General features: G+C 68.5%; 16 protein-coding genes and 1 riboswitch. Of the genes, 13 read left to right on the top strand and 3 right to left on the bottom strand.

Annotated features, from left to right (window positions below):
* Positions 1-46: 46 nt before the first annotated feature.
* Positions 47-919 carry a DMT family transporter gene (locus WBN46_RS06290; RefSeq protein WP_337730753.1) on the bottom strand — a complete coding sequence of 291 codons (873 nt, stop codon included), beginning with the start codon at positions 917-919 and terminating at the stop codon, positions 47-49.
* A 261-nt stretch (positions 920-1180) separates the two neighbouring features.
* Here WBN46_RS06290 and WBN46_RS06285 point away from each other — a divergent pair, with 261 nt between their 5' ends.
* The 5 genes from WBN46_RS06285 to WBN46_RS06265 all read left to right on the top strand — a co-directional run bounded on the left by WBN46_RS06285 (position 1181) and on the right by WBN46_RS06265 (position 6902).
* Positions 1181-2098 carry a CsgG/HfaB family protein gene (locus tag WBN46_RS06285; protein ID WP_337730895.1) on the top strand — a complete coding sequence of 306 codons (918 nt, stop codon included), beginning with the start codon at positions 1181-1183 and terminating at the stop codon, positions 2096-2098.
* Between the two features lie 101 nt (positions 2099-2199).
* Positions 2200-2478 carry a DUF493 family protein gene (locus WBN46_RS06280; protein ID WP_337730752.1) on the top strand — a complete coding sequence of 93 codons (279 nt, stop codon included), beginning with the start codon at positions 2200-2202 and terminating at the stop codon, positions 2476-2478.
* Positions 2475-3134, top strand: coding sequence for a lipoyl(octanoyl) transferase LipB (gene lipB, locus WBN46_RS06275; protein ID WP_337730751.1), 660 nt, complete (start codon positions 2475-2477; stop codon positions 3132-3134). Before WBN46_RS06280 ends, lipB begins: the two co-directional genes overlap by 4 nt.
* A gap of 188 nt (positions 3135-3322) precedes the next feature.
* Positions 3323-6133 carry a bifunctional [glutamate--ammonia ligase]-adenylyl-L-tyrosine phosphorylase/[glutamate--ammonia-ligase] adenylyltransferase gene (glnE, locus tag WBN46_RS06270; RefSeq protein ID WP_337730750.1) on the top strand — a complete coding sequence of 937 codons (2811 nt, stop codon included), beginning with the start codon at positions 3323-3325 and terminating at the stop codon, positions 6131-6133.
* Between the two features lie 37 nt (positions 6134-6170).
* Positions 6171-6249: riboswitch (ZMP/ZTP riboswitch) on the top strand.
* Positions 6250-6269: 20 nt separating this feature from the next.
* Positions 6270-6902, top strand: a complete 633-nt coding sequence (locus WBN46_RS06265) for a LysE family translocator (protein WP_337730749.1) — start codon at positions 6270-6272, stop codon at positions 6900-6902.
* Positions 6903-6904: 2 nt separating this feature from the next.
* Here the strand turns inward: WBN46_RS06265 and WBN46_RS06260 are convergent, their stop codons facing one another.
* Positions 6905-7879: a mitochondrial fission ELM1 family protein gene (locus WBN46_RS06260; protein WP_337730748.1), complete on the bottom strand. Its 975-nt coding sequence runs from the start codon at positions 7877-7879 to the stop codon at positions 6905-6907.
* A 128-nt stretch (positions 7880-8007) separates the two neighbouring features.
* Here WBN46_RS06260 and WBN46_RS06255 point away from each other — a divergent pair, with 128 nt between their 5' ends.
* From WBN46_RS06255 to WBN46_RS06230, 6 genes are all read left to right on the top strand, one after another.
* Entirely contained in the window at positions 8008-8595 is a 588-nt protein-coding gene (locus WBN46_RS06255) for a malonic semialdehyde reductase (RefSeq protein WP_192200051.1), read from the top strand.
* A 25-nt stretch (positions 8596-8620) separates the two neighbouring features.
* On the top strand, positions 8621-9199 hold the full coding sequence (locus WBN46_RS06250) for a YceI family protein (RefSeq protein ID WP_192200052.1): 579 nt from the start codon (positions 8621-8623) through the stop codon (positions 9197-9199).
* Positions 9200-9357: 158 nt separating this feature from the next.
* Positions 9358-9555 (top strand): zinc-finger domain-containing protein, encoded by a 198-nt coding sequence (locus WBN46_RS06245; RefSeq protein ID WP_192200053.1) that lies wholly within the window; start codon positions 9358-9360, stop codon positions 9553-9555.
* A 36-nt stretch (positions 9556-9591) separates the two neighbouring features.
* Positions 9592-10731, top strand: a complete 1140-nt coding sequence (locus WBN46_RS06240; protein WP_337730747.1) for a glycosyltransferase — start codon at positions 9592-9594, stop codon at positions 10729-10731.
* Positions 10703-12025 (top strand): O-antigen ligase family protein, encoded by a 1323-nt coding sequence (locus WBN46_RS06235; RefSeq protein WP_337730746.1) that lies wholly within the window; start codon positions 10703-10705, stop codon positions 12023-12025. The genes WBN46_RS06240 and WBN46_RS06235 overlap by 29 nt, the downstream gene beginning before the upstream one ends.
* Positions 12015-12920: a lipid A biosynthesis lauroyl acyltransferase gene (locus WBN46_RS06230; RefSeq protein ID WP_337730745.1), complete on the top strand. Its 906-nt coding sequence runs from the start codon at positions 12015-12017 to the stop codon at positions 12918-12920. Before WBN46_RS06235 ends, WBN46_RS06230 begins: the two co-directional genes overlap by 11 nt.
* Here the strand turns inward: WBN46_RS06230 and lpxL are convergent.
* Positions 12911-13795: an LpxL/LpxP family Kdo(2)-lipid IV(A) lauroyl/palmitoleoyl acyltransferase gene (gene lpxL, locus WBN46_RS06225; protein WP_337730744.1), complete on the bottom strand. Its 885-nt coding sequence runs from the start codon at positions 13793-13795 to the stop codon at positions 12911-12913. The two genes, WBN46_RS06230 and lpxL, sit on opposite strands and share 10 nt — an antisense overlap.
* An 87-nt stretch (positions 13796-13882) precedes the next feature.
* Between lpxL and waaA the strand changes: the two genes are divergently transcribed.
* Together waaA and WBN46_RS06215 are read left to right on the top strand one after the other, a co-directional pair.
* A complete protein-coding gene (waaA, locus tag WBN46_RS06220) occupies positions 13883-15184 on the top strand; it encodes a lipid IV(A) 3-deoxy-D-manno-octulosonic acid transferase (RefSeq protein ID WP_337730743.1) in 1302 nt (433 codons plus the stop codon).
* Entirely contained in the window at positions 15181-16401 is a 1221-nt protein-coding gene (locus WBN46_RS06215; RefSeq protein WP_337730742.1) for a CaiB/BaiF CoA-transferase family protein, read from the top strand. Before waaA ends, WBN46_RS06215 begins: the two co-directional genes overlap by 4 nt.
* Positions 16402-17113: the final 712 nt, after the last annotated feature.

The following is a 17113-nucleotide window of genomic DNA, read 5'->3' as shown; positions in this document are numbered from 1 at the left end:
CATGACGAACAAGAAGCCGGCGGAAGCCGGCTTCTTCATTTCCCGCTCAGCGCATGCCCGCGGCGATCAAGCCTATCGCCACGATGGCCAGCGGGATGGCCAGCAGATTGAGGCGGCTCAGACGTTCGCCGAAACCGAGCGTGCCCACCAGCGTGCCCAGCAGCACCACGCCGATGTTCATCATCGAGAACACCACCGCCGGGTTCTCCGGCAATGCGCGGTGGGCCTTCACGTAGAACAGGATGTTGGCGAAGTTCAGTGTGCCCAGCAGCAGGCCGCTGGCAAGCGCAGCACCGGTCAGCGCGATCCGCCCACGCCAGGCACGCAGCATCTGCACGGCCAGCATCACCACGAAGGCCGCGACGAAAGCCACCTGCAGCGAGGCGGCAAACGGTGTGCCCGCTGCGGAAAGACGCTTCAACAGCACGTCGACGCTCGCGTAGCCCATCAGCACGAGCAGCGGCAGCGCCCAGCCGGTCCAGCCCGCGTCTGCATCGTTGGCCGGCCCGTGTCGCGGGCGCAGCACCAGCATGACGATGGCCGCCACGCCGAGGACGAGGCCGATGATCCTCAGGCTGTCCACGCGTTCGCCGAACCACAGGAACGCCGCCAGCAGCGACAGCACCAGCGACATCCGTTGCGCCACGTCGGTGCGCACGATGCCCGCGGCACGCACGGACGCCGACAGCGCCAGGAAGATGCCGGGCAGCAACAGGGCCAGCAGGGCCAGTTCCATGTGCGGCGCGCCGGCACGCGACAGGGCTGCCAGCGGCGGGTCCAGCAGCGCGAAGCACAACAACGACGCGGCCAGGTAGTTCCAGGTGATGCCCTGGGCGGTATCGATGCCGCGCCGCTGCATCAGCTTGAGCAGCACCGAGACCAGGACGCTGCAGACGACGCTGATGAGCAGGTAGGACACGGCCGGACTCGCGGGAGGGGAGCGGATTATGGCGCAAGGCGCGCATCGGCCATCACCCCGCGCGGCTGGCCGCAGCCAGTCACATTTCTCGTGCCTACCGGGGAACATGGCCGCCATGGCCTATCATCGAGGACGGGGACAACGGCACACGTGCCGTGGCGCCCCTGCATCGACGGAATGCCCTCGCATGGGGCGACAACCTTTCAAGGAGATAGACGAGTGAACAGGGGAACGAACAACACGCTCCGCATCGCGGTGGGCATGCTGGCCATCGCCGCCACGCTGCCTGCCTTCGCGCAACGGCAGAGCGCGCAGGACCAGCGCAAGCAGCAGATGGCCGAGATCCCGACCTGCAGCAAGCCGCTGGGTTCGATCTCGGTGATCGAACCGGAGGACGGCGTGAACTGGTGGAGTGGCCAGCAACTGCCGGCGCCATCGAAGCTGATCAAGGTCTTCGTCAACAAGTCGCGCTGCTTCACCCTCGTCGATCGCGGCGTGGGCATGGGCGCCGCGATGGCCGAGCGCGACCTGGCGGCCAGCGGCGAGCTGCGCAACCGCTCCAACATCGGCAAGGGCCAGATCCGCGCCGCCGACTACGTGCTGGTGCCCGACCTGATCTCGCAGAACAGCAATGCCGGCGGCAATGCGATCAGCGGCCTGCTCGGGGGGCTGGTGGGGGGCAACCTCGGTCGCGCCGTGGGCGGCCTGGATTTCAAGAAGAAGACCGCAGACGTGGTGCTGACGGTCACCGACGTGCGCTCCTCCGAGCAGGTCGCCATGGCCGAAGGCAGCGCCAAGAAGACCGACATCGGTTGGGGCGCGGGCGGCAGCCTGTTCACCGGCAGCCACTGGGGCGGCGGCGGTGCCAGCGGCTACGCCAACACCGAGATCGGCCAGGTCATCACGCTGGCCTACCTGCAGGCGTACACCAACCTGGTGACCGAGCTGGGCGGCCTGTCCGGCAATGCGTCCGCTTCCAACGCCCAGCAGGCAGTGGAAATGACCAAGCCGGGGCGCCTGTTCGCCAATCCCAAGGGCACCGGCAAGGCCGTGCGCGACCTCGACCCGGGCATGCTGCTGTACCCCACCGGCAACAAGGACGGGATGATGTGGGAAGTGGAAGACGAACTGGGCAACAAGGGGTGGGTGTCATCCAGCCTGGTGCAGCTGGCGCGCTGAACCGCCTGCCGGATGTGCACGAAGGGCCGCGAAAGCGGCCCTTCCTCGTTCCGGGATGCCCACGGCTTGGCTTTCCCGCCCGCCATCCCAATAATTCCCGCATGGAAATCAAATCCGACAACCCCGACCACGGCTTCCAGTTCCCCGGCACCTTCGAGCTCAGCGCGATGGGCACGGCCGGCACCGGCCTGGAAACCGAACTTCCCCGCCTGCTGGAAGCCTCCGGCGTGCCGGTGGTGCATGAAGACATCACCTGGAAGCACTCGGCCAACGGCAAGTACGTATCCGTGCGCATCCGCTTCCAGGCCAATGACCGTGCGCAGTACGACGCCGCCCATGAAGCGTTGCGCGAGCATCCCGAAGTGAAGTGGACGCTGTGACGTCGCCCTGCGTCGTCCGCGAACTGGGACGGCAACCGTATGAGCCGGTGTGGCGCGCCATGCAGCGCTTCACCGACGCGCGGACCGATACCACCCGCGACGAACTGTGGCTGGTCGAACACGACCCGGTGTTCACCCTCGGCCAGGCCGGCAAGCCCGAGCACGTGCTGGCGGCGGGCGACATTCCCGTCATCCACGTCGACCGCGGCGGCCAGGTGACCTACCACGGCCCCGGCCAGATCGTTGCGTACCCGCTGTTCGACCTGAAGCGCCTGAAGGTGGGCGTGCGCGACTACGTCTGCAAGATCGAGCAGGCGATGATCGACACGCTGGCCGAATGGAACCTCCATGCCGAGCGCAAGGACGGCGCCCCCGGCGTGTACGTGGCCGGCGCCAAGATCGGTGCGCTCGGCATCCGCGTGCGGCGCGGCTGCACGTTTCATGGCCTCGCGTTCAATATCGCGATGGACCTGGAACCGTTCCACCGCATCAACCCCTGCGGCTACCAGGGCCTGCAGGTGGTTTCGCTTGCCGACCTCGGCGGCCCCACCGGCATGGACCAGGTGAAGCCGGTATTGCTGAAGCACATGGCGGACCAGTTCGGCCTGTCGCTGCAGCACGAAGCCGCGCTGCCGGACCTGTCGCAGGCAGCGTAATCCGCTCGTTGTAGGAGCGACGTCAGTCGCGACCGCACGGCCGGCTCGCCAGCGAGCGTGAAGGGAGTGCAAAAGCATGCCCCCTGACATGAGGCGTCCTGACCAGGGTGCAATGCCGAGTCGTGGTCCGCGGTCGCGACTGACGTCGCTCCTACAACAGTCGTTGGCCCATGCCACAATCGGCCGCGATGAACGACGCGACCCTCTCCCTCGATGCCGAGCTTGAAGCACTGACCGAACGCGGATTGGCGCGCCTGCGCACCGCGTCGTCTGACCTGGATGCCCTGCTCGGCGACGCGCGCAATGTCGATCGTGTGTCGCGCGTGATCGCGACCAGCGACTTCGCATTCGAAACGCTGCGCCGGCAGCCCGACCTGCTGGCGGCACTGCTGCACGACGATGGCGCCGCACCGTGGCCAGTGCCTGCGCTGGTGGCGGACAACGCCGTGCAATGGCCCGAGTTGCTGCGTCGCTACCGCACCGCCGAATCCACGCGCCTGGTGTGGCGCGATGTGCATGGCCTCGACACGGTGGACGACACGCTCGCAGGCACCACGCGATTGGCCGAAGTCTGTCTGCAGACCGCGCTGGAGGCATTGGAAGCCGAGTTCGCACACCGCCATGGCGTCGTGCGCGCACCCGACGGCAGCGTGCAGCGGCTGGTCGTGTTCGGGCTGGGCAAGTTGGGCGGCGGCGAACTGAACTTCTCGTCGGACATCGACCTGGTCTACGCGTATCCGCAGGGCGGCGAGTCGGACGGTGCGCGATCGCTCGCGGCCGAGGATTACTTCATGCGGCTGGGCCAGCGGTTGGCGAAGTTGCTGGACGAGCCCACCGTCGATGGCTTCTGCCATCGCGTCGACCTGCGCCTCCGGCCGTTCGGCAACGCCGGGCGGGTGGCGCTGTCGTTCGCCGGCATGGATCAGTACTTCCAGCGCGAAGGCCGCGACTGGGAGCGCTATGCGTGGCTGAAAGCGCGCGCCGTGGCCGGTGACATCGAGGCGGGCGAGCGCTGGCTGGAATCGCTGCGCCCGTTTGTCTATCGGCGCTACCTGGACTACACGGCGCTCGACGGGCTGCGCGAGATGAAGGCGGCGATCGCCGCCGAAGTCGCGCGCCGCGAGTTGGCCGATGACATCAAGCGCGGGCCCGGCGGCATCCGCGAGATCGAGTTCCTGGTGCAGGCGTTGCAGCTGATCCGCGGTGGGCGCGAAGCCGCGCTGCGCGAGCGGAGGCTGCGCATGGCCTTGCCCGCGCTGGTCGCCACGCGGCAGATGTCCGAAGAGGAGGGCGATGCGCTGGCGCAGGCCTACCGTTTCCTGCGCCGGCTGGAGAATCGCCTGCAGATGCTGCGCGATGCGCAGACGCATGCGCTGCCGGAGGACGCGATGGACCGCCACCGCATCGCGCGTGGCCTGGACTATCCGGACTGGGATGCGTTGCGCGTCGCACTGGACCTGCAGCGTGCGCGGGTGTCGGCCGAGTTCGCCGAACTGCTCGCACCGCGCCAGCGCGATGCCGCGCCGGATGCGCTGGCGCTGTACTGGCGCGCGCTGCCCGATGGCGGCGATGTCCAGACGCTGGCCGCATCCGGGTTCGCCGACGCGGGCAGCGCCGATGGTGCGTTGCGCGAGTTCGCCCAGTTCAGTGGCGTGCGCGCGCTGTCCGATGGTTCGCGTGCGCGGCTAGATCGCGTGCTGCCGGCCTTGCTCGACGCCTGCGCACGGTCGTCGCAACCGGATGCGGCATTGCGGCGCGTGTTGTCGCTGCTGCAGGCGATCCTGCGCCGCGCCAGCTATCTCGCGCTGCTCGACGAACAGCCCAGCGCACTGGCGCGGCTGGTCAACGTGCTGGCGCGCAGTGCGCTGCTGTCCGAGCGGCTGGCGCAGTACCCCTTGCTGCTCGACGAACTGCTCGACACCCGCGTCTCCGGCCCGATGCCCGATCGCGACGAACTGCGCATGGAGTGCGAAGCGGCACTGGTGGAGGACGATCCGGAAACCTGCCTGCGTGTCGTGAACGAGCGGCGGCTCGCGCTGAGCTTCCGCGTGGCGCTGGCCGCGCTCGATGGTCGCCAGGCGGCGCGCGACAGCGTGCGCCAGTTGGCGTGGCTGGCCGACGAGGTCGTCCGGGTCGTTGTGCAGGTCGCCGCGCGCGATGTCGCGTCGGCACATGGCGGTGTCGCAGGCGGCCGGTTCGCGGTGATCGGTTACGGCAGCCTGGGCGGCGAGGAACTCGGTTTCGGTTCGGACCTGGACCTGGTGTTCCTGTTCGATGCGCCCGCCGATGCCGAATCCGATGGCGCGCGCCCATTGGAGGCGGGTCGCTGGTATGCGCGCCTGGCGCAGAAGATCGTCGCCCTGCTGGGCGCGGTGACGGCGGCGGGACGCCTCTACGATGTGGACGTACGCCTCCGCCCCGACGGCGCCAAGGGTCTGCTGGTCTCGTCGCTGGCCAGCTTCGGCGATTACCAGCGCGAGCGCGCCTGGACCTGGGAGCACCAGGCTCTGGTGCGTGCCCGGGGCATCGCCGGCGATGCCGGCCTGCTGGCGGCGTTCGAACGTATCCGTGCGCAAACACTGTCCTCTCGGCGCGATGCCGCGAAACTCCGGGACGACGTGATCCACATGCGTGCACGCATGCGCGGCGAACTGGACCGCAGCGATGCCGCGCGCTTCGACCTGAAGCAGGGCGCGGGCGGGCTGGTGGATCTGGAATTCCTGCTGCAGTACCTGGTGCTGCGCGACTCCGCCACGCACCCGGCGTTGCTCGCACCGCGCGACAGCAGCGGATTGATCATCGCGATGGCGGAGGCCGGTGTGCTGCCGCCCGAGGAAGCCGAGGCACTCTGCCGGGTGCATGCCACCTTCGTGGCCGAAGGGCTGGCCTGCACGCTGGACCGGCGGCCGCGACTGGTGGTCGAGAATGCCGCGCTGGCGACCGCCCGCGCGCTGGTCGTCCGCACGGCGGAGGCGCATGGACTGGTGTTCGCCCCGTGAAGGGCGCTTGCCAGTCGCGCGCGTCCGCCGCTAACCTGCACCCCCGCGTGACTGGCGCCTGGAGGGAGCACCCTCGGGAAGCGCGGGCATCGCCGCCGCGCGCCTGGGCATCCTTTCCTCCACCAGGAGATGCTCCGTGCCCGACGCTTCCCCGCTACTCGCATTCGCACTGATCGCGCTCGGCATGGTCCTCACGCCGGGGCCGAACATGATCTATCTGGTGTCGCGCTCGATCAGCCAGGGCACGCGTGCCGGACTGATATCGCTGGGCGGTGTTGCCGCCGGATTCGTGGTCTACATGCTGTGCGCCGCCTTCGGCATCACAGCGCTGCTGATGACGGTGCCCTATGCGTACGACGCGCTGCGCATCACCGGCGCAGCCTATCTGCTCTACCTGGCCTGGCAGGCAGTGCGCCCCGGTGGCCGTTCGCCACTGCAGGTGCGCGAACTGCCGGCCGATGGCCCACGCAAGCTGTTCCTGATGGGACTGCTGACCAATCTGCTGAATCCCAAGATCGCGGTGCTCTACCTGTCGTTGCTGCCGCAGTTCATCGACCCTGCGCGCGGTGACGTGCTGGCGCAGTCGCTCGCGCTGGGTTCGGTGCAGATCCTCGTCAGCCTGGTCGTCAATGCGCTGATTGCGGTATTCGCGGGCAGTGTTGCCGCCTTCCTGGCGCAGCGGCCCTTCTGGGCCACGGCCCAGCGCTGGCTGATGGGCACGGTGCTGGCGGCGCTGGCGGTGCGGATGGCGACGGAAGCGCGCCGTTGACGTCAGGGCGCGAGGCGGTCGCGGAGTGCCGCGGCCACGCGCGCTGTTTCCCGCAGCGGTTCGACATCGAAGGCCTGCAGTGCGCCATCCATCACGCGGATGCGCCCGCGTTGCAGCAGGGCGTCCAAGAACCGGCGCGGCCGGCCACTGACGCGGTGGGGATCGAAGACGTGCACGGGCACCCTGGTCGCACAGGCTTCGGACAGCATGTTGACCGAGTCCGGCGTGCAGACGATGCGGTCGGCCCAGGCCAGCAGGCCGGGGTAGGGGTTCGGGCCATCGTGTTCGCCGCACCAGACAATGCCGGGCGTGGCTGCATAGCGTTGGCGCACTGCGTCGATCACCTGGCGCGGCGTGCGCCGCGAGGTGGTCACCAGCACGCTGCCGCCCTCGCGCGCCAGCACCGCGTCCAGGTCCGCGGCCAACGCCAGGAAGGCTGCAGGGTCGAAGCGCGCATGCGCGCTGTCGCCGCCCAGCAATACAGCGGTGCGCGGCGAGGGCAGGTGGGCGAAGGTCGCGAACTGCAGGCGCGCGTCCGCCAGCCAGGTATCGTCGACCGGGTTCAGGCTGCCTGTCAGGGTGATGATGTTGCGGCCACGCAGGCCGTCATGCGCTGGCGCGATGACCACGTCCCAGTGCATGGGGTCGATGCGAGGGGCGAGGATCTGCACCGCCTTGCTGCCGCGCCCGCGCAGCAGCCGCGTTGCCAGTGCAGCCTGCCGGCCACAGCCGACGGCCAGCGGAGGGGGCGTGCGCAGGGCAGCGGCGAAAGCGCTTCCGAACGCCTGCGTGGATCCGGGCCAGAGGCGAGGGGCCGCCCAGCGCCACGGCGCACGCGGTTGCAGCACCCACTCGCGCGCTTCACCGGCATCCAGCTCCTTCATCAACGCCCGGGCCTGCCGCACATTGCCGGCGTGGCCATCGGTCAGGGTCCAGGGGCGCGCCGAATCGGTCGTGGGAGGGCTCGTTCGTTCCACTGGTTAAAACAATCCGTTCCGGGTCGGTTGGATGTTGCCATAGTCAGGACGCCCTACACTGCCCGTCCGATCCGCCGGCCCAGGCCGGCCGCTGCGGATGCTGTTTCCCTCTTCGCGACAGGTATGCCATGCCCCACGTTCTCGACGCCGCTTCGCTCGACCAGTTGTTCCGCACCGCCCGCACCTACAACGCGTTCGGCGGTGACGTCAGCGACGACACGCTGCGCCAGCTGTACGACCTGCTGAAGTTCGGTCCCACCCAGGCCAACACCACGCCGGCGCGCTTCGTGTTCGTGAAGTCGGCCGAAGCCAAGGCCAAGCTGGGCCCCGCGCTGGACGAGGGCAACTACGCCAAGACCATGGCCGCCCCGGTGACCGTCATCATCGGCCGCGACGAGGACTTCCACGAGAAGCTGCCGTTCCTGTTCCCGCATACCGATGCCAAGGCCTGGTTCGACGGCCCGCGCGAGAACCGCTTCAAGCCCGCGCTGCGCAATGCCAGCCTGCAGGCGGGCTACCTGATCGTCGCCGCGCGCGCGCTCGGCCTGGATGCCGGTCCGATGACCGGCTTCAACGCCGCGAAGGTCGACGAGGCCTTCTTCGCCGGCACCGCGATCAAGTCCGACATCCTGGTCAACCTGGGCCATGGCGACCCGGCCAGCATTTTCCCGCGTTCCCCGCGCCTGGGCTTCGACGAAGCCGCGCGCATCCTCTGACACCCCACCACCCCGGAGATATCCCATGCGCAAGACCCTGCTCGTTGCCGCCCTGTTCGCCTTCGCCGGCTCCGCCTTCGCCGCGCCGGTCACCTACAAGATCGACCCCGGCCACACCAACGTGCTGGCGACCTGGAACCATTTCGGCTTCTCCAACCCGAGCGCCAACTTCGGCCAGGCCGACGGCACCCTGGTGTACGACGCCGACAAGGTCTCCGCGTCAAGCGTCCAGGTCACCCTGCCGCTGAGCGGCCTGAGCGCGCTGGCCGACCAGTTCTACGAGCACCTGACCAGCGACAAGTGGTTCGACGCCGCCAAGTACCCGTCCGCCACCTTCAAGAGCACCCAGGTGGAAGCGGCCGGGGAAGGCAAGCTGAAGGTCACCGGTGACCTGACCATCAAGGGCATCACCAAGCCGGTGGTGCTGGACGTGACCCTCAACAAGGCCGGCGAGCACCCGATGAAGAAGGTGCCGGCGATCGGCTTCGATGCCACCGCCACCGTGAAGCGCAGCGACTTCGGCGTGGGCGCGTACGCCCCGATGGTCAGCGACGAAGTGACGCTGAAGATCACCACCGAAGCCACGGCCGACGCCAAGAAGTAAGCACGCCTTCCCCGGCCTTCGCGCGCCGGCCGGATGCTGCCGGAAACGCCGCCCCGCTCGCGCCGGGCGGCGTTTTCCGTCATGGGAACCCCTTCCTTGGGCCGTCACGGTACCGGCTGGTAGACTGGCCGCCTCGTTCCAGCACGTCCCGCATTGCCATGACCCAGACCGCCACCGCGCCCGCCAACGCCGAGAAGCGCTACACCGTCTCGCGCGCCGACCTGCCGCTGAGCTGCCCGCTGCCGTCGATGGCGCTGTGGAATTCGCACCCGCGCGTCTACCTGCCCATCGAAGACGCGCCGGGTGGGGATGTGCAGTGCCCGTACTGCGGTTCGCATTTCGTCCTGGCCGACTGATCGCCTGATGCGGCCGAAGCGCGCGGCCCATCGCCCATGCGCCGCCTGACCGTCGTCCAGCTGCTGCCGGCGCTGGAATCCGGCGGCGTCGAACGTTCCACCCTCGAGATCGCGGATGCACTGGTGCGCGCAGGCCACCGTGCCGTGGTGGTGTCGGCGGGCGGGCGGCTGGAGCCGGCGTTGCGGGCGACGGGCGCGGAGCACGTCACGCTCGACATCGGTCGCAAATCACTGCCGACATTGCGCCATGTGATCACGCTGCGCCGGTTGTTCGCCGATGTCGGCGCCGACATCGTGCACGCGCGCTCGCGGCTTCCTGCGTGGCTTGGCCTGTGGGCGATCCGTGCGATGCCCGCAGCCGCGCGGCCACGATTCGTCACCACCATGCACGGTCTCAATTCGCCTGGGCGCTACAGCGCGGTGATGACGTACGGCGAGCGCGTGATCTGCGTGTCCGACACGGTGCGCGCGTATCTGCGCCAGCACTATCCGCAGACCGACGCCGGCAAGCTGGTCGTGATTCCGCGCGGCATCGATCCGGCGCAGTTCCCACGCGCCTCCTCGCGCGATCCTGACGCACGTGCGTGGGCTGCCACCCAGCACCCAGCGCTGGTGGGCGAAGGCCCGCTGCTGCTGCTGCCGGGGCGCGGCACTCGCCTCAAGGGCCACCAGGACGCCATCGCGCTGCTGGCCCGCCTGCGTGGCAGCGGCATCGATGCGCGCCTCTGGATGCCGGGCACGCGCGAGGCGGGGCGCGAGCACTACGTCCTCGACCTGGAAGCAGACGCGCGACGTGGCGGATGCGCCGATGCGCTCGCGATCACGCCACCGACAACCGCCATCGCACGCGCCTACGCCGCCAGCGACCTGGTGTTGCAGCTGTCGCGCAAGCCCGAAGCGTTCGGCCGGACCGTGGTCGAAGCGCTGTCCGTGGGACGTCCCGTCGCCGGCTGGGCGCATGGCGGTGTCGGCGAATTGCTGCGCGAACTGCAGCCCGCGGGCGCGGTGCCGGCATTCGATGGAGACCGCCTGTTCGACGCGGCGCGTTCGATGCTCGCCCATCCGCCGCCGCCATTGGCTACGATGGACGCCTACACCCTGCGCGCGATGCAGGACGCCACGCTCGCCCTTTACCACGACCTTGCCGATGACCGCCGACTCGCCATCGATCCCTGACATGCCTGTCCGTGGCCGCACCCACGGCTGGCGCTGGGCACCCGCGTGGGTGCTGACGTTCGTCGCCCTCTGGCCGGCACCGGGCTATGCCGAGGCCGTGATGGTGTTGGGCGCACTGGCGGCCGTCATCCGGTTGCTGCTCGACAGGTTCCGTGGCGGCACGCGCCTGCTGAGCGGCGCGGCATGGGCGCTGACCAGCGCGCTGTTTGCCGCCTATTGGCTGCCCGAAGTCATCTCGGCCGTGGATGCCGTCGACGCACCGCGGGCATTTCGCGAGGCCGCGGTGGATCTTCGCTACCTGCCGTTCCTGTGGCTGGTGGCCGCCGCCGTGGCGAACAGGGAAGCACGGCGTACCACCTTCAACGGTCTCGCCATCATCGTGGCGGTGTGGACGCTGGACGCGCTGGCGCAGGTCGTGTTCGGCACCAGTCCGTTGTTCTGGGGCCTGGACCAGCTCAAGCAACTGGTCAGCGGACGCCCGATGTGCACTGCGGAACAGATGGCCGGCATCGACAGGCTCAGTGGCTTCCTCGGCCCCTGCAACCGGAAGCTGGGCGTCGTGATGGCGAGCCTGTCGCCGTTCCTGCTGTTTGCAGCGGCGCGGCGCATGGATTCGCTCGGATGGATCTTGGCCGCCGGGGCCATCGGTCTGGTCATCCTGCTTGCGGGCGCCCGCGCGTCATGGATTACCTACGCATTGGTCCTGGTGGTATCCGGGTGGCGGTTGCTCGGCCTGCGCAGGCTGTTCGGTGTGCTGGCGGCGGGACTACTGATACTGACGCTGCTAGCCATGTCTTCCACGCAGGTTCGGGAGCGCATCCGGCTCACCACGCATGCATTGACCGCCAACGAATCCGGCGTGGACACCGCCTTGTCGGGCCGTGGGCAGATCTGGTCCGCCGCCGGTTGCATGATCGTCGAGCACCCCATCAACGGCGTGGGTGCGCGGGGCTTCCGCGAAGCATTCCCCGGGTGCGATGCAGGGGCCGGCGAGCGGCCTGCATGGGGCCAGGGTCCGGCGTTCCACGCCCACCAGATCGTGCTGGAAGTGCTCAGTGAAACCGGCGTCATCGGCCTGTTGCTGTGGCTGGCGGGCGCAGCGCTGGCATGGCGTGCCTGGCGTTATGCCGCACCGCAGGCGAAGGACCGCGCGCGGCCGGCGATGCTGGCGCTGGCGGTGACGGTCTTCCCGTTCAACACGCACCTTGCGTTCTATTCCACGTTCTGGGGCGGCCTGACGCTGATGCTGGCAGCCTTGTACGCCGGCAGCCTGCTGGCGCGCGATGACGATTGAGCACGCGGCGGGCGCGCGCTGCTGGTTCGTGGCGCCCGCCAACCTGATCGCGTCGGCGGTCGCGCGGTTGCCGCAGCGGGTGCTGCTGCGGCTCGGGAACCTCACGACGTGGTTGCTGTGGCCGCTGCTCGGCAAGCGGCGCCGTTACGCGGCGACCAACATCGCGCTGTGTTTCCCCGCACTGGATGACCGTGCCCGCGCCCGCCTGCTGCGCGACACCCTGCGCGCCACGGTGACCGGCATGTTCGAACTCGTGCGCGGCTGGTACGCACCTGCGCAGGCGCTGCGCGGGCTGGCCGACGTGCAGGGGCTGGAACACATGCGCGCCGCGCGCGCGCAGGGGCGCGGCATCCTGCTGTTCGGCGGCCACATTCCGCACTCCGAACTGTGCGCGCGCCTGCTGGGCGACGCGCTGGGCGAACGGGTGAGCATCGTCGCGCGGCGCAACAACGATCCCTGCATCGAGCATCTGCTCGACACTGCCCGTCGCCGCGTCTTCGCCGATGTCATTGGCAAGAAGGATGTGCGCGGCCTGCTGCGCACGCTGTCGCGCGGCGGCATCGTCGCGTATTCCGCGGACCAGGATTTCAACTACCAGAATGCCTTCGTGCCGTTCTTCGGCGTGCAGGCCGCGACCCTGACCGCCACGCCCGATCTCGCACGCCGCAGCAATGCCGTCGTGCTGCCGTTCTGGTTCCATCGTGACGCGGCGGGACGCTACCAGCTGCGCGTCGAGCCGACGTGGGAAGGATGGCCGACCGGCGACCCGGTGCAGGATGCGGCACGCTACATGGCGGAACTGGAAGCCGTCGTGCGCCGGCATCCCGAGCAGTACCTGTGGGTGCACCGGCGTTTCAAGACGCGGCCCCAGGGCGAACCCGGCCTCTACCGGTAGAGTTCGCCGCGCCCGTTGGGCTGACGCTTGAAGCGGCGGTGGATCCACAGGTATTGCGTGGGGGCTTCGCGCACCATGGACTCGATCGCGGCGATCACGCGCGCAGTGTCCGCCGTGGCGTCCGATGACGGGAAATCCTCCAGCGCGGGCGACAATGTCAGCGTGTAACCACCGTCTTCGCGTCGGACGTGCGAGAACGCGATCACCGCCGCGCCCGACAGCCGCGCCAACTGATGGGTGGACGTGAGGCTGTAGGCGGGGTGGCCGAAGAACGGAACGAACACGCTCTCGCCGCGCCGCGTGTCCTGGTCGGGCGCGAACCAGAGCAGCCCGCCCTGCTTGAGGTGTTTCAGGGCAGGGCGCAACTCTTCGCGGGTGAACATTGCGGTGGCATAACGCAGGCGGCCGCGCTTGACTGCCCACTCCATCGCGCCCTGGTTGTGCGGGCGATACATGCCGGCCAGCGGTGCGTGGTCGCACATCAGTCGTGCCGAGATCTCCAGCGTGGTGAAGTGTCCGGACACCACGATCACTCCGCGGCCGCCGGCACGCGCCGCCGCCAGGTGCTCCAGGCCCTCGACCCGCAATCCCCGCCGCATCGGTGCCACGCTGCCCCACCAGGCGCGCGCGAACTCGAACAGCCCGATGCCGAGCTCGCCGAAACTGGCGCGCGCCAGCGCGTCCCGGGCACCCGCTTCCAGCTCCGGGAAGCACAGGGCGATGTTGCGGCGGGCGACGTTCCTGCGCTCGCGCATCGCGGCAAAGAGCAGCGTGCCGATGAGGCGTCCCAGCACGCGCTGCAACGCCCACGGCAGGCGCGCCACCAGCCATGCGAGCCCGATGCCGAGCCAGGCCGGCCACTGTGCGGGTCCCATGGGTGGACGCTCGCGGGCGTCGGCGGATCGCTTCTCGGTTTCGGCCATGGCCCATTGTAACGGCGGCCCCGGGTATCCTTGTCGGCGATGCCGAACCGAACCGCCGAACGCCTGCTGCGCGCCCTCTATTCGGCGGTGCTGTACGTGTTGACGCCGGTCACCCTGTACCACTTGATCTGGCGCGGCTTCCGCTACCCCGAGTACTTCCAGCGCTGGAACGAACGCTACGGCAGCTACGACACGCCGGGCAGTCCGGTGGATGTCTGGCTGCATGCGGTATCGGTGGGCGAAGTGAACGCGGCCGCGCCCGTGGTGAATGCACTGCTCAGGCGCCATCGCGGCCTGCGCCTGCTGATCACCACCATCACGCCCACCGGCTCGGAGCGCGTGCAGGCGCTGTGGGGCGATCGCGTGCTGCATGTGTACTCGCCCTACGATCTTCCCGGCGCCGTCGCGCGGTTCCTGCGCCATTTCCCGCCGCGGCTGGCGCTGATCATGGAGACCGAGCTGTGGCCCAGCCTGTTGTTCGGCTGCCATGACCGGAAGGTGCCGGTGTACATCCTCAACGCGCGTCTTTCAGCGCGGTCACTGCGCGGCTACAGCGTGCTGCGTCCGCTGATCGCACGCATGCTGCGCACGGTGCGTCGCGTGGCCGCGCAGTCCGGTGACGATGCCGCCCGTTTCGTGCAGCTGGGCGCCGCGCCCGAACAGGTACGCGACGTCGGCAATCTGAAGTTCGACATCCCCGTGCCGGACACCGTGGCCGACATCGTCGCCGGTTTCCGCGGGCACCTGGCCGCGCAGCGTCGCGTCTGGATCGCCGCGAGCACGCACGAGGATGAAGAGGCGCCGGTACTCGCCATCCATGCGCGGTTGCGCAAGCGCTGGCCCGACCTGCTGCTGCTGTGGGCGCCACGCCATCCGGAGCGCTTCCCGCGCGTGGTGGAGGCCGCGCGCGACGCCGGCTGGAAGGTGGGAACCCGGCGAGGAGACCGCTGGCCGTCGTCCGGCGATGATGTCTTCGTACTCGACACGCTGGGCGAGCTGATGGCGTTCTACGCCTGCGCCGACGTGGCCTTCGTCGGCGGCAGCCTGCAAGCCATCGGAGGACACAACATGCTGGAGCCGGCTGCCGTCGGCACGCCTGCCGTCACCGGACCGCACCTGCACAACTTCAGCGAGATCTCCCGCCGCCTGAAGGAAGCCGAAGCCCTCGTGATCGCGCCGGACGCGACAGGGGTGGCCGTCGCCATCGAAGACCTGCTCGCCGATGACGCGCGGCGCCACGACATGGCGAACCGTGGTCGCGCCCTGGTCGAACACGGTCGCGGCGCACTGGCACGCACGCTGGCGATGATCGCGCCGCACATGCCGGCTCCGGTGGCATGAACGGCGTTGCGCCGCGCGCGCTGGCCGGCGTGCGCGTACTGGACCTGACGCGCGTGCTTGCCGGGCCATGGAGCACGCAGGTGCTCGCGGACCTCGGCGCAGATGTCATCAAGGTTGAACGGCCGGGCAGTGGCGACGATACGCGTGGATGGGGGCCGCCCTTCCTGCGCGACGCAGCGGGGAACGAAACCGCAGAGTCCGCGTATTTCCTGTGCGCGAACCGCAACAAGCGCTCGCTGACGGTGGACATCTCCACCGACGATGGCCAGGCCATCATCCGGCGGCTTGCGATGCAAAGCGATGTGCTGGTGGAGAACTTCAAGGTCGGCGACATGGCGCGGTACGGACTGGATGCCGCGACGCTGCGCGCCGCCAATCCGCGCCTGGTGTACTGCTCGATCACCGGCTTCGGCCAGGACGGTCCGTATGCGCAGCGCGCGGGTTACGACTTTGCCGTGCAGGGGCTCGGTGGCCTGATGAGTGTCACCGGCGCCGCGCAGGGCGAGCCCCAGAAGGTCGGCGTGGCGGTGGCGGACCTGTTCACCGGCCTGTACGCCACCGTCGCCATCCTCGCTGCGCTTCGCCATCGCGACGCCACGGGCGAAGGGCAGGTGATCGACATGGCTCTGCTGGATGCGCAGGTTGCGATGCTGGCCAATCTGGGCAGCCACTATCTGGTCGGTGGCGACGTGCCGCCACGGCAGGGCAATGCACACGCCAACATCGTGCCTTACCAGGTATTCGTGGTGGCCGACGGTCACATCATCGTCGCCGTCGGCAACGACCGGCAGTTCGCGCGCCTGTGCGACCTGCTGGATGAACCTGCACTCGCCACCGACGCGCGGTTCACCACGAACGCGGAGCGCGTGCGATGTCGCGACGTGCTCGTACCGATGCTCCAGGCGCACTTTCTGCAACGCGACCGGCGCGCATGGCTGTCGTTGCTCGAAGCCGCAGGCATTCCCTGCGGCCCGGTCAACGACCTTGCCGATGTGTTCGCCGATCCGCAGGTTCGAGCGCGCGGCATGGTCGTCGAGGTGCCGCACCCGCATGCCGGCACGTTGCCGCTGGTGGGCAGTCCGATCAAGTTGTCGGTGACACCGGTGCAGCCGTCGCGTGCGCCGCCGATGCTGGGGCAGCACACCGACAACGTGTTGCGTGAGGCGGGCTACAGCGACGATGAGGTCGCGGCGCTGCGGGCGCGCGGCGCGATCTGAGTCCCGATTGTAGGAGCGACGTAAGTCGCGACCGCACGCCCGAACGACATCGGCGGGCCGAAGCCCGCCGTTGTCGTAACGCCAGGGGCGCGAGGGATTACTGCGAAACGGGCTGCGACGACAGGTGTGCTTCGGCATCCGCCGCGTCACTACCTATCGTGGCCAGCCCGATAAAATGTCGGCTACACCCATTCGCTATGTTCGACCGCCGCCTCTACTCGGTGAGCATACCGCAGAAATTTTTGTTGAAATGGAGGTTATAGGTCGCCGGAATTCTGGTTAATGGTTCTTTAGCATCGGCGCAATATGTCGATGAGATACTGAGGCTGCCACACTGGTGGCCTTTGTCATATTTCAAGGATTGATCTATGAAGAACGCACTCAAGAAAGTCCGAGTAGTCGCTATTGCCACGATTGCAACTGTTTTAAGCTTTCCTGCAATTGCAGCGTATGCATATGTAACAGCGAATGGAGCGGGGCCCACACGTCAAGCAGCCGTTTCCTATGCTGCTGGATCGGCCAGTCTGGCTTGCAGGCAACGAGGAGGGAGTCTTGTGAGCTACACGGTGCCATTTGCTTATGAAAACAGCTTGGGTCACTGGTCGGTCACGGTGTCTGGCACTTGCTTCATCCAGTAACTGAGAAGAAATCCAGTTACCCAAAAGGAAACGGCGGGATTGCTCCCGCCGTTTCTCATCACCACCCTGAAGGT

The organism is Pseudoxanthomonas sp. CCNWLW251 (assembly GCF_037402255.1).
Lineage (GTDB): Bacteria > Pseudomonadota > Gammaproteobacteria > Xanthomonadales > Xanthomonadaceae > Pseudoxanthomonas_A.
The sequence above is the reverse complement of the archived record's forward strand: the minus strand, read 5'-3'. Positions and strand labels throughout refer to the sequence as shown.